Origin of the sequence: Paenibacillus larvae subsp. larvae (assembly GCF_002003265.1) — a bacterium.
In the GTDB taxonomy this organism is placed as follows: Bacteria; Bacillota; Bacilli; order Paenibacillales; family NBRC-103111; genus Paenibacillus_H; species Paenibacillus_H larvae.
The window spans coordinates 4,124,410-4,137,307 of record NZ_CP019687.1 but is presented as its reverse complement, the minus strand read 5'-3'; the positions used below and the strand labels follow the sequence as shown (position 1 = coordinate 4,137,307).

Annotated in this window: 15 protein-coding genes; all 15 read right to left on the bottom strand. The window is 45.9% G+C overall.

Annotation, left to right across the window (positions count from 1 at the left end; genetic code table 11):
• Positions 1-204 precede the first annotated feature (204 nt).
• Entirely contained in the window at positions 205-732 is a 528-nt protein-coding gene (locus BXP28_RS21605) for a DUF2487 family protein (protein WP_235430624.1), read from the bottom strand.
• Between the two features lie 240 nt (positions 733-972).
• On the bottom strand, positions 973-1,158 hold the full coding sequence (locus BXP28_RS21600) for an IDEAL domain-containing protein (protein WP_024093765.1): 186 nt from the start codon (positions 1,156-1,158) through the stop codon (positions 973-975).
• A 51-nt stretch (positions 1,159-1,209) separates the two neighbouring features.
• Positions 1,210-1,731 carry a gamma carbonic anhydrase family protein gene (locus BXP28_RS21595; protein WP_036657906.1) on the bottom strand — a complete coding sequence of 174 codons (522 nt, stop codon included), beginning with the start codon at positions 1,729-1,731 and terminating at the stop codon, positions 1,210-1,212.
• A 58-nt stretch (positions 1,732-1,789) separates the two neighbouring features.
• The gene (locus tag BXP28_RS21590; protein WP_023482665.1) at positions 1,790-2,920 is read right to left on the bottom strand and encodes a hypothetical protein; all 1,131 of its coding nucleotides are present in this window, start codon (positions 2,918-2,920) and stop codon (positions 1,790-1,792) included.
• A gap of 178 nt (positions 2,921-3,098) precedes the next feature.
• A complete protein-coding gene (locus BXP28_RS21585) occupies positions 3,099-3,695 on the bottom strand; it encodes a histidine phosphatase family protein (protein WP_023482664.1) in 597 nt (198 codons plus the stop codon).
• A gap of 319 nt (positions 3,696-4,014) precedes the next feature.
• Complete coding sequence (locus tag BXP28_RS21580) at positions 4,015-4,905, bottom strand: prephenate dehydrogenase (protein WP_023482663.1); 891 nt, start codon at positions 4,903-4,905, stop codon at positions 4,015-4,017.
• Positions 4,902-6,002 carry a histidinol-phosphate transaminase gene (gene hisC / locus BXP28_RS21575; RefSeq protein WP_023482662.1) on the bottom strand — a complete coding sequence of 367 codons (1,101 nt, stop codon included), beginning with the start codon at positions 6,000-6,002 and terminating at the stop codon, positions 4,902-4,904. The genes BXP28_RS21580 and hisC overlap by 4 nt, the downstream gene beginning before the upstream one ends.
• Positions 6,003-6,023: 21 nt before the next feature.
• Positions 6,024-6,836, bottom strand: coding sequence for a tryptophan synthase subunit alpha (gene trpA / locus BXP28_RS21570; protein ID WP_023482661.1), 813 nt, complete (start codon positions 6,834-6,836; stop codon positions 6,024-6,026).
• A complete protein-coding gene (gene trpB / locus BXP28_RS21565; protein WP_036657905.1) occupies positions 6,833-8,029 on the bottom strand; it encodes a tryptophan synthase subunit beta in 1,197 nt (398 codons plus the stop codon). The genes trpA and trpB overlap by 4 nt, the downstream gene beginning before the upstream one ends.
• Positions 8,022-8,498, bottom strand: a complete 477-nt coding sequence (locus BXP28_RS21560) for a phosphoribosylanthranilate isomerase (RefSeq protein WP_313780167.1) — start codon at positions 8,496-8,498, stop codon at positions 8,022-8,024. Before BXP28_RS21560 ends, trpB begins: the two co-directional genes overlap by 8 nt.
• A gap of 29 nt (positions 8,499-8,527) precedes the next feature.
• Positions 8,528-8,725, bottom strand: a complete 198-nt coding sequence (locus BXP28_RS25440) for a hypothetical protein (RefSeq protein ID WP_313779193.1) — start codon at positions 8,723-8,725, stop codon at positions 8,528-8,530.
• A 46-nt stretch (positions 8,726-8,771) separates the two neighbouring features.
• Positions 8,772-9,569, bottom strand: coding sequence for an indole-3-glycerol phosphate synthase TrpC (trpC, locus tag BXP28_RS21555; protein ID WP_023482658.1), 798 nt, complete (start codon positions 9,567-9,569; stop codon positions 8,772-8,774).
• Positions 9,559-10,605, bottom strand: coding sequence for an anthranilate phosphoribosyltransferase (gene trpD / locus BXP28_RS21550; RefSeq protein WP_023482657.1), 1,047 nt, complete (start codon positions 10,603-10,605; stop codon positions 9,559-9,561). The genes trpC and trpD overlap by 11 nt, the downstream gene beginning before the upstream one ends.
• Before the next feature lie 20 nt (positions 10,606-10,625).
• On the bottom strand, positions 10,626-12,182 hold the full coding sequence (trpE, locus tag BXP28_RS21545) for an anthranilate synthase component I (protein WP_023482656.1): 1,557 nt from the start codon (positions 12,180-12,182) through the stop codon (positions 10,626-10,628).
• A 336-nt stretch (positions 12,183-12,518) separates the two neighbouring features.
• On the bottom strand, positions 12,519-12,896 hold the full coding sequence (aroH, locus tag BXP28_RS21535; RefSeq protein ID WP_023482655.1) for a chorismate mutase: 378 nt from the start codon (positions 12,894-12,896) through the stop codon (positions 12,519-12,521).
• Positions 12,897-12,898: the final 2 nt, after the last annotated feature.

Sequence of the window (12,898 nt, the reverse complement as noted above, 5' to 3'; positions counted from 1 at the left end):
TTATATCACGTCTCGTTCGACATTTTATTACACAACATATTCTAGGACATTTCTAATATTATCCTATGGGTATAGGAGCGTCAAGAATATTACCACTTTATTCCGGCTGCTTCAGAGGCATTTTTCACTAAATTTTAATATTTTGTCACATATACGTGGAAATATCGTAATTTAATCACGTAAAAAATCCTTGATTTATTCTTATTATTTGGTTATAATATAGCATTTATTGGACCCGAACCATAGCTGTTGGACCTTTAGAGCAATTTCATTTTTGTATTCTTCGGGATTTACTCCCGATTTGGAAGAATTCAGGAAAAAAAGCAGGTCTGCCTCTGCTAAATGCAAAGAAGCCAAATCTTCATTGGCGGTAACCACCACCACGTAAGAAAAACCCGCTTCTTTAAGCCGGCGGCAACATGTGTTAATAGCCGACTCCCCGTTCTCCTCGTTGATAAAATGAATAGAAGGATAGGTCACAGTCCGTCCTTTGTATGGTATTTCCAGGAAGTCCAGGGCATCCCTGAGCTCTTCCAGCGCCTTGGTCACTTCCCATGGCTGTTCGTTTCCCTTTAAGCCCGTAACCGGTAAAAGGGCGGTATCAAAATATTCCTTGACCGAAGACCATTGATCTTGTTCAATTTCACTAAATTTCACTACACCTTCACTCACTTTCTTTGCCTGGTGCTGTCCCAAAAAGAACACCATAGCCATTTCTGTTTGTTCTTTCAATCCCATCATAACACCTTGCGGGCATCCATGAGGAAAATTTAAACAGGGGTAGTGAGTTTTTTTCATATCTTGTACTAAAGAGCCAATTTGGGAACTTGTATTTCCCCTGGTTAATGAAATTGATTCAGGCAGAAAGAAATTGCGAAAACAATCATAACAAAAAGACATATGAACCTGGTCATATGTCTTTTTGTTGTTCCCAAGGCCCCGGAATCGCTCCTGGACTACCCGTGCGTTACCCTAGGGATTCTGAATCAATTTCAATTCGGCCGTTAAGGCTAGAAAGGCAGCTTCATCCCCCTCGGCTAAGGCACTATCAATTTGTTGGTAGAGATGACTCTCTTTTCTTTTGCGTATGGCCTCATCCAGAATCATCTCAGCAAAAAGAGTCAGCATTGCATCGTTGTATACATTCATTTTTCCCATAGGACTAACCTCCAAAGTATCGTCCGCGCCTTCCTGAGGAGCAGTGGCAGATCAGTCGGTTCCGGCTTGCCCCAACCTGTATTCCTTCCCTTTTTCCACATAGGCTGCCGTAGTGCGTTTCATCCGTTCAAGGTCTTTGTCTGTCAGTTCTCGCACTACTCTTGCCGGCGTTCCCAGCGCTAAGGTATAATCAGGAATTTGTGTTCCCTCCGTGACAAGTGAACCGGCCCCTACTAAAGCATATTCACCAATTTCAGCACCGTTCAGGACGATAGCCCCCATACCGATTAATGTGCCTCTACCTATCCGGCATCCGTGTATGATAGCCCCGTGGCCGACGGAGACATCGTCGTCCAAAATAAGGGGCTGTCCCGTATTAACATGTCCGATGCAGCCGTCCTGAATGTTGCTTCTTTTCCCGATCCTGATGGGAGCCATGTCTCCCCGTAGTACTGCGTTGTACCAGACGGATGCTTGCTCTCCCAAGGCTACATCCCCGATGATTTGGCAGCCCGGAGCCAAAAATACGTCGTCAGCCAGGCTTGGAAATTGGGCATTATACTTGTGCAGCATCTCTACCACACTCCTTCTAGATGAATTTCTCTCATCTTAGTAGGTGCGGAGTAATTCGTCAAATCTTATTAGGGTCCGTTCTTAGTTGTATGTAGTCTTCCTCTGCAACATAGATGCCTTGAATAACCGCATGACCAAGCGGAGTCATTTTTATAACCTGTCCATATTTATCATCTTCCCCAAGCTGAACAAAACCAAGATGCATCATCATCCGAACAAGTCTTTGGTGAAAGATTGACTCCGCCGAATCGTAGTAAAACGGACGGATAAGCTGGACTAAAACCAGCTGCAAAGAGGATACCGTCACCCACTCAGCCGCCAGTGTGTCTATCCAGTGAACCAGAGACTGGATGTTAGGGACCGGATTTTTGTAAAGTCTGAGCCAAATCTTATAAATCTCTGTGATGTCCGGTTTGCTCCCTGATTCCAGCAATTCCTTCCCTTTTTCGGTCACTATCACCCTGCCCCCCTCCTCGGCAATTAGGCGGTCAAAGTAACAGACGTCATAAATCAGCGAAAAGCGGTCAGGGTATTCTTTACATTTACGTCCGTATCCGAATCTCCACGCCCCTTTCGGAACGCCCTTTTCCTCAACAGAAAGCAAATCCAGCAAATGCTGAAGCTGCCTTTTGTACAAGAATAATTCGCCCGTTAAAGGAATTTCATTCATGGAGAAAAACCGCAGCACCGCAAGAATGTCCTGTTGAAAAAGTGTTTGCTCATCCCTGTAAACGTTGGGCTTGCCTGTTGTTACAAGCGAAGATCCGAATTTTTTAGCAAGAGCGGCATTGAACCTTTTCTTCAGATCGGTAGGAACCTGAAACAAGCATTTGGTCTGCTGGGAGAACCCGTGAAATAGCCAGCCATGCTGTTTAAATTTAAGAATCATTTCCCTGGGCTGGATGTCTTTTTGCTCTTCCCCGGAAAATTTGGTCTGCTGGACACGGGCGATAAGCTCTTCCATGCTGAATGAATTCCGCCGATCATAGAGCAGTGAATTTAAAAAACGGATATCTTCCATACTTAACCGGCTGATTCGCTCTTCAAAAACCTCCCTGCGGTTTACCGTACTGAGAATTGATTGGATCAGCTCATTCTTGGAATGGCTATTGCATTCACAAGAGTAAGTAGAAGCGATTTTTTTCAACTCCTGGATATCGGCATAGCTTAGCATATCCGCCAAATTCATGGTTTCTACTTCCTTTCCACTTGCATTTGGTGCTTGTCAGTGCGGCTTTGCTAGTAACCATTATGGGAATATTTTCTGAAAATATTCGTTCATAAATCAATTTCATAACTTAAATTCGCATAAAAAAGACTCTTAGGATACAGGCGTTCCTAAAAGTCTGGCGGGCCAAGCCCCATGATTATACTCTTTCTGTTTTGGCAGAATCGTTCAAATGCGAAGAGCAGTTATACAAGGTACATTCCCACGTGTTCTCTTTTTTTTGCAGACACGTCAGTGACGTGTTGGTCAGCCAATTCCCAGGCTGTTCAATCTCGAGTCTTTTTAAAATCGTTCCTATAAATGAACCGTGACTTACAAGCAGAATACGTCTCTCCGGGTATTTCTTAAAAAGTGTTTCAGTAAAATCATCCCAGCGTTGTAACAATGCTTCATCTGTCTCTACTCCAATGCCGGCATTTCTCCATTCAGATCCCCAACGTTCTTCTCTTTCCTCCAGGGTAGTGCCTTCTGCTTCTCCGAAAAAGCGTTCCCTGAGCCTCTTGTCATACTCTAGGACGGGGATCCCGGAGAGCTGGGAAATAATTTCCGAAGTTTCTTTGGCTCTGCGCAAGTCACTGCTAATAATGCCATCCCAATTTTCATGCTTCAGGCGATTGCCCAATTTACGGGCTTGTTCCCGTCCTTCATCATTCAACGGAATATCCATAACCCCCTGAATTCTCCCAAGTCGGTTCCACTCTGTAATTCCGTGCCGGATAAAACCGATTGTCGTCACTTGTGTCTGTTCCCTCCCAATATTTATGAACCCGTCCAGGATTCTTCTATGCCTTTTTATTATCTTATCTTAAAGTTCGCGGGAAATCCAAGACTTTCTTCTCTTTCGTTCCTAAGCAAAAAAAACCACCTTATCAAAGGTGGCTGCACATTGTGCGATTATCGGATAGGAGTGGAGAGAAACCATACTGTACTTTTATTATATGAATACGGTTTCAATCTGTCAACACTTTTTTTCGAAATCGCTTTCCCGTCCTTTTTTTCATAAACTTGTTAATGTTTTCCGTGTTTTAGGACGACCTGTTATTCATTTGTGAATTTCATACTGCCGGCTTAAAAGAAGAAATCATACCTTTGCGTCTTTCCGGAACAGAGGAGCGAAATTCTCCTGCGGATTTGAATTCATTTTGAATTCCTTCACCATCACATTCAAGCAGCAATTGCCTAAAGTGAGAAAGCTCATAATCCCAATCATTCAGCAATTTGAGTACGATCTCTCTGTTATTAAGCAAAATATCTCTCCATACTTGCGGATCACTCGAAGCGATTCGTGTGATATCCCGGAAACCGCCGGCTGCCAGCACTTTATATAAGTCATCTGCTTCATGGTACTTGCGGATCTGGTTGACGAGTGCTACTGCAATAACATGAGGAAGGTGGCTGATCGCGCCGACAATATCATCATGACGGGCCGCTTCAACCTGAATGACCTTTGCCTTGGTCCAACCGATGATTTCCGATAGCCGTTCAATTGCCGTTTCTGGCGTTCCCGGAAGTGGTGTCAACACGTAGTACGCATTCTCAAACAGGTAGGAAGTAGCTGCTTCTACCCCTGAACGTTCCGAACCGGCCATCGGATGCCCCCCGATAAAATGTACACCGGTCATGTTCAACTTTTCTGCAGCTTCTACAATGGAAGCTTTTGTACTGCCCACATCAGTTATGATGCATCCTGGTTTTGGATTACACCCTAATACTTGTTCCATGTAAAAAGATAATAACCCGACAGGAACACTTAGGAAAATGACATCTGCATCTTCCACGGCTTCCTGCAGGGAAGTGGTCACATGGTCTGTCACCTGCCGGCGCCGGACACGCTCCGCTGTCTGCCCGTCATGGCAAAAGCCGGTTACGGCAACTCCGTGTTTACCTTTCATGGAAAGGGCCAGCGATCCTCCGATCAGGCCGACCCCGATAACAGCAATTTTCATACATTTACCGATATATCCGCCAATACCTGTTCCAAGGCAGCAACGAATTGTTTATTTTGTTCATTGTTCCCAACCGTAACGCGAATATGGGACGGGAAATCCAGGTTATCGCCGCTGCGGACAATAAATCCTTTTCGGAGCAGCCCTTCAAAGACCTTTGCGGCGGGACGGCCGGTATTTACCATGATAAAGTTTCCGTGGGCAGGAAATGCTTCCAGATTCAATCGTTTGAACTGTTCATTCAGATAACGGAGCCCTTCCGCATTCTTAAGCCGGCAGCTTTCAATAAAGTCTTGGTCCGAAATGGCTGCTTTGGCAGCGGCCTGAGCCATGCGGGTTGTATTAAATGGTTCTCTAACCTGATTAATAGTATGGATAACGTCAGGATGACCGATTCCATATCCGATTCTCAAAGAAGCAAGACCGTATATCTTCGAGAATGTACGCAGCGCAATGACATTAGGATGCTGCTCAAGCAGTTCAAAAGTTCTCGGATAATCGCCTGTCGTATCGTATTCACAGTATGCTTCATCCAGGACTACCAAAACACGGTCCGGTACTTGTTGTAAGAACCCGGCAATCTCATCGTGGGTAAGTAACGTTCCCGTCGGATTATTCGGGTTGCAAATCCAGACAATCTTGGTCCGTTCGTTTATGGCCCCGAGCATACTAGCCAAATCGTGAGTCCCTTGGATAAGGGGGATCTCTACGGCTTTGGCGTTTTCGATTTCCACGTTATGTTTGTACTGTGGGAACGTGTGCGTAGCCATGATGGTTTCATCCCCAGGCACCAGGAAAGCTCTGGCAATCATCAGAATGACTTCATCCGAACCTGCGCCGAAAATTAGCTGATTGCTCTTGACACCCAGAAAGTCAGCTAATGTCTGGGACAGTTCCACGCTTCCTCCGTCCGGATAGGTATGAAGCTTATTCAATTCTTCTTTCATCGCTTCACGGACTTTTGGGGAACAACCAAATGGGTTCTCATTAGAAGCTAATTTTGTTACATGAGTCAATCCTAGTTCCCGCTTCACTTCTTCGATTGGCTTGCCTGGCTGGTAAACAGGCAGATGTACAATATTAGGTTTCGGCTGCACGGTTATCACCTCTTTATCAGTTTATTCTTTTAATTGTCGCACAAATTCTCCGATTTGCAAGAGGGCTTTCTTTTTCTCCTCCGGATTCCCGGATTGCAGCTGCGGTAAATGAGCCTCAACCTGTTTCACTATCGCGCTTCCTACCACAACCCCGTCACACTGGGAAGCAAGTTCTTTCACCTGCTCCCGGCTTGATATGCCAAAACCGACGGTGATAGGAAGATCTGCCAAGGCCCGCACCATTTGCAAGAATTCACCGATTCCTTCATAGAAATTTTTTCTTACTCCCGTTACTCCTAAAGAAGAAACACAGTAAATAAACCCGCTGGCCCGGCTTACGATTCTCTGAATACGGTCACCTGAAGTGGGAGCTACCAGCGGAATCAGATGAATGTTATAAGCATCCGCCATTTTTTTCACTTCATTATCTTCTTCCATCGGAAGATCAGGAATGATGAGTCCGCTGATATCGTGTTCCAGCATCAAATTGAACATATTTTTCAAACCGACCTGCAAAAAGGGGTTAAAATAGGTAAATAAGACAAAGGGAAGCTTAGAGCCGCGTCTTCTTGCCATGCTTGCGGCTTCAATACAATCCAGAATAGTAATGCGGTTTTGCAGCGCTCTCAATGAAGATTTCTGAATCACGGGTCCGTCCGCCAAGGGATCTGAATACGGAACTCCTAACTCCAGCGCATCAGCCCCTGCCCGCTCTAGTTCCAAAATCAAATCTACGGTTGTTTCCAGGTCAGGATCTCCAGTGGTAAGAAATGGAATAAGCGCTGTTTTATTCTGGTTTTTTGCCTGTTCCAACGCTTGATCTAAGCGGTTCATGCCAGATCACCTCCGAGATATCCCATAATGGCTTCCACATCTTTATCTCCCCGGCCCGAAATATTTATCACAAGAAGCTGGTCGGAAGATAAGGTTGGAGCCACTTTGATAGCCTGAGCTACGGCATGTGCGCTTTCCAGTGCAGGGATTATGCCTTCAGTCCTGCTAAGAAGCTGAAGAGCATCCAACGCCTCCTGATCTGTAACCGGATGATATTCAGCACGTTTGATATCCTTCAGGTATGCATGTTCGGGTCCGATCCCCGGATAGTCAAGACCGGCTGAGATGGAGTGGGCAGGCAGTACTTGACCATATTCATCCTGAAGTAAGAAGCTATAGGACCCTTGAAAAACCCCATCTGTACCTTTATTCATCGTGGCGGCGTGCTCATTTGTATGAATTCCCCGACCAGCAGCTTCAACCCCGACCAGTCTGACCGCATTATCCTTTACGAAAGGATAGAACATGCCAATGGCATTGCTTCCCCCACCGACACAAGCAATCACTACGTCAGGAAGGCGTCCTTCCGCTTCAAGGATCTGCTTTCTGGTCTCATCTCCGATGATGCGCTGAAAATCCCTGACCATCATCGGATAAGGGTGCGGACCTGTAGCCGACCCCAGAATATAGAAGGTATCCTGAACGTTGCTGACCCAATAGCGGAGCGTTTCATTGCACGCGTCCTTCAATGTCTGTGTACCGGAAGTTACGGGGACCACTTCAGTACCCAGAAGTTTCATCCGGAACACATTCAGCTGTTGGCGCTTCATATCCTCCTGTCCCATAAATACCTTACATTCCAGCCCCAACAAAGCAGCTATCGTAGCGGTTGCCACTCCGTGCTGTCCGGCCCCCGTTTCGGCAATTACTTTGGATTTCCCCATTTTCCGGGCAAGAACGGCCTGGCAAATCGTATTGTTAATTTTATGTGCTCCCGTATGATTAAGGTCTTCCCTTTTCAAGTATACTTTAGCCCCGCCTAAGTGGCGGGTAAGCCTATCAGCAAAATACAAAGGGGTAGGTCTTCCGGAGTATTGCCTGTACAGATAGTTAACTTCCTCTTTGAACTCATCTGTTCCTGCAAAGGTGCGGTAAGCTTCCTCCAGCTCCAGAAGTGCGTTCATCAAAGTCTCGGGTACATATTTTCCGCCAAACTTTCCAAATCTACCGTGTTGATCCGGTACACTAACCACAAGCAGCCACCCTCTCCACAAAGCGTTTAATTTTATCTGGATCTTTCCATCCGTCCGTCTCTACTCCGCTCGAAACATCCACCCCATAAGGATGATAGTCCGATATCAGTTCTGAGACGTTATTGTCATTCAAACCGCCCGCTACAAAAAGCGGGACATGATGCCGGCGGGACCATTCCAGGTAAACCGGAAGCTTCCCCCAGCAAAATGTTTTCCCTGTTCCCCCCTGTTGGTCCGGGTCCAGTGTATCCAGCAGGAAAGCATCCACTCCGGCTTCCGAATAGGGCCCCCATTTGTTATCCACAACGGAATTGGATTCCGTGTGGTCCTTTTTGATATCAGGCGTAATGCAGAAAGCCTTGAATATCCCGACATTTAGATTTTCTTTGACCCAACAGCAAAATTCGGGAGACTCATCCCCATGAAGCTGGACGAAATCAAATCCGGCCTTATGGACCGCATCAGTCAATTCTTCCCGGATTGGATTAACAAAAACACCTACACTTTTTGGGGGTCGGGAAATGGAGTGCGGCGAAGGTAAGCTGTCAGTTCCGCAGCCTGATCAATACGGATCCGCCGTTTGCTTGCGGCAAAAACCAGTCCTACATAAGAGACAGGTAAACGCATAAGGTAGTTTAGTGCTTCAACGCTTTGGAGTCCACATATTTTTATTCTGGTTGATAGCATGTCCGGCATGTCTCCTTCCTCCTTTCATCCTCTATTTACCGTTCCGTTTTTGTCATCATACAGACAGAAGTGCCTGCATAAGCTTTTTAACTGCCTTCTCCACATTCTCTTGGCGCATGAAATATTCTCCGATCAGAACTCCTCCTGCACCTGCTGACAGTACAAATTTCAGGTCTTCCCCGCTGTGAATACCGCTCTCGCTGATTACAAAAATATCGTCCGGCAATAAAGGAATAAGATCCTTTGTTGTTTGAAGGCTGGTTTCAAATGTGTGTAAATTACGGTTATTGATCCCGATTAGAGAATGATTCAAATTCAGGATCTCTTCCAGTTGCTCCCGGTTATGAATCTCTATAAGCACATCCAGTCCAAGAGCCTTTGCCTCCCTGAGACATATTTCCATAATAGGCTTATCCAATGCTGCTGCAATCAGTAAGACCGCATCCGCTCCCAGTACCTTGGACTCATAAACCTGGTAGGGATCAATGACAAAATCTTTACGCAGAATGGGCAAACCAACTTCCTGCTTAATTCGCTGAAGATATTCCGCTTTCCCCTGAAAATAAGTTTCATCCGTCAATACAGACAAACAATGTGCTCCTGCCCTTTCGTACGACTGTGCCAAAGTGACCGGGTGAAAATTTTCCCGGACCAGCCCCTTTGATGGAGAAGCTTTTTTGACCTCAGCAATTAAACCGAGACCATTTATCTTTCGTCCATTTCTCAATGCCTGTTCAAATCCTCTGCACATTGGTATTGCGGCTGCCATTTTTTCAAGCTGATTCAGGGATGTTTTGATTTGAAGGCCAGCCACTTCCTGCCTCTTCGTTTTTAAAATCCGTTCAAGAAACATAGCTCAAATCCCTCGTATAACGGACAAGTTCCTGCAGTTTTTGCCTGGCCTTCCCCGAATCGATCAAATCCTTGGCCAGCTTAACCCCTTCCTGCAATGATCCCGCTTTTCCAGCGACATAGAAGCATGCTGCAGAGTTGGCCAATACGATATCCCGGCAAGCTCCCGGCTCTCCTTCAAAAATCCGATTGATGATCTCTGCATTCTCTAATGCATTCCCGCCCTTCACCTTCTGGAGCGGATATTGTCCAAGTCCCAAATGATCGGGATTTATCTCATAGGTCCGGATTTTTCCGTCCTTAAGTTCGCTAATCTGGGTGGCTTGAGAAATACTGATTTCATCCAATCCATCCAGGCTAGATACGACAAGGGCTCTTTTCAATCCTAATGAACGCAGCACACTTGCCATAACCGGAGTTTTATTTCGGTCAAAAACACCCAGGAGTTGGTGATCTGCGCCGGCAGGATTCGTCAGCGGTCCGAGAAGGTTGAAAACAGTACGCACACCCAGATCTTTCCGTGGAGATGCCGCATACTTCATGGATGGGTGGTAGAGCTGGGCAAACATGAAACAGATGCCGATAGAATTCAAGCAATCGATTGCCTGCTCAGCAGTTAAACTAATATTAACGCCAAGGGCCTCCAGAACATCCGCACTTCCGCTTTTACTTGAGACTGCCCTGTTCCCATGCTTTGCTACACGAACACCCCCGGCCGCTGCAACAATAGCCGATGCAGTAGAAATATTAAATGTATTGGCTCCGTCACCACCGGTCCCTGCTGTATCCAACAGGTTTTGTTGGGCTAGACCGATTTGCGCAGCTTTTTGCCGCATGGCTTCTGCAAAACTGGTAAGTTCCTCTTCCGTCTCCCCTTTCATGCGCAAGGCTGTGAGCAGGCTTCCGATCTGGGCCTGGGTCACCAGTCCGTCCATTATATCGCTCATCATTTTTCTGGCTTCTTCTCTATTTAAATGTTTGCCGCCAATAAGTGTCTCAATGGCTTTTCGAGCTGCTATACCGTTACCGTTACTCATTTCCGGTTCCTCCCCATCCTTTATTTCGCGTCCACAAAATAATCACTATTAATATCTGAATGTTCCCGAAGCGGCCTGAACAAATTCTCTGCCATACGGATTGAATTGAGCAGTGCTTTCGCTTTGTTAAAGGACTCTTCGTACTCCTTTTCCGGGACAGAATCGCCGACAATTCCACCACCGGCCTGCACATACGCCTTACCGTTTTTAAATACGATAGTCCGGATTGTTATACAGGAATCCAGGTTGCCTGTAAAACCGAGATATCCAATGGCCCCCGCATAAGTCCCCCGGCATGTTTTCTCCAATTCCGCTATAATTTCCATAGCCCTGAGCTTGGGCGCTCCGGAAACGGTCCCAGCAGGCAGACAGGATAGAAAAGCATCGAATATATCCTTATCTTTCCGCATTTGTCCAGCTACAGTGGACACAATATGCATCACATGCGAAAACCGCTCAATCTCCATAAATGTCTCGCAATGTACGGAGCCGTATTCGGCTACACGGCCAATATCGTTACGGCCCAAATCGACAAGCATAACATGCTCCGCAAGTTCTTTCTCATCTGCCAGCAATTCCCGCTCCAAACTTATATCCTTGGCAGAAGTCTGTCCCCGCGGTCTTGTTCCGGCAATCGGTTTTGTTTCCACTTTCCCGTCCTCGACCCGAACCAGAAGCTCCGGGGAAGACCCGACAATAACTTCATCCCCCAGTTTCAAGTAATACATATAGGGAGAAGGGTTTACCGTTCTAAGAACCCGGTATACCTGCAGAGGTGAAGCAGCCGTCTCCATTTCAAAACGCTGGGAAAGGACAACTTGAAAAATATCACCTGCCCGGATATATTCCTGGGCTTTTTTAACATTCTCTATATAGGTTTCTTTCGATATATTTGACCGTATTTCGGATGCTTTCACTTCTTTATGGGTTACTTGCGGAATAGCCGACATGGATGGAAGCGGCTTTTGCAGCCTGGCTAAAGTCCGATCCACTTTCCGGCATGTTTCCAGGTAAGCCGCTGCGATGATAAGATCATCCGCCTCCGGAGGTATATGCACATTAGAAATGACCAGAACCTGCTGTTTTACATGATCGAAAACAATAATCTGGTCAAAAAACATAAACTCCATATCCTGCATATCCAAATCATCCTGTTCATGGGCTGGAAGCTTTTCATAGTAACGGAGTAGATCATATCCGAAGAATCCGATCGCCCCCCCTGTGAAACGGGGAAGATGTGGAAACTCGGGGCTCCGGTAACCATCCAGGTTCGATTTAAGAATTTCAATCGGTTTTTCCTGATAAACCTTATGCTTTCCGTTCTTTTCAACGGTAGTGAGGCCTTTTTTACTTCGAATTATCAGAAACGGATCAGTTCCGATAAAGGAATAGCGGGCCCATTTTACACCGCCCTCCACACTTTCCAGCAGGAATGCATGCTGGTCCTCATAAAAATGTTGGAACATCCGGATCGGGGTTTCAGTATCTGCCAACAATTCACGGACAATGGGGATTAAATTGAAATGTTCAGATAAACGAAGGATTTCTTGAAGTTCATACTGTTTGTGAATGTCCATCTCTCACCTCTCCTTTACATTAAAAAAACCTCTACCAAAGTAGAGGTTAATAAGTATGAGTATCAAGATGGAAATAAAAGGAATTCGGCTGTGCGCGAGAGAAAACAATTCCCCGCCTTAAGGGCGGAAAAAGATAAGGAAAATGAAGTGGAACTTATCTCTCCTGATCCTTAAGAAAAATATATACGGCTATAACCCAAAAATCAGCTTCCTTACTCTAAGCCTTTGGGCCTTTCGCTTTCTCTTCTCAGCTCTATCCTATCTCATCTCAACTGTACTCAGGCTCATCTAAACTAAACTCTACTCTGACTCTTCTATGTCCACTATACAATCCGCTTACTTTGCTGTCAATTCCAAAATATCGGGACGGAGCTTTTTTGCGGTTTTTAAGTAAATATGCCTGATTTCATTTTGGTTTTTGCCTGTATTGGTTAAAACCATCATCCGGATACAGCGTTCAAGGCTGCCTGGAACCGGTATCTCCATTGAACACATAAGCGGAACCAGTTCCCATCCTTTCATTCCCCGAATGGCTTTTGCCGGAAATGCGGATGTCAAATCATGAGTAACGGTGATCAGCACGGAACAGATGTCCTCGGGCCGAATAGCATTGTGAGCGACAATCTGTTCCAACAATTCCGTAGTGGCTTCTAATATCTGTTTCTCTTCGTCGGCTTCGACCGTCGTTGCTCCCCGAATACCGCGCACATACATCA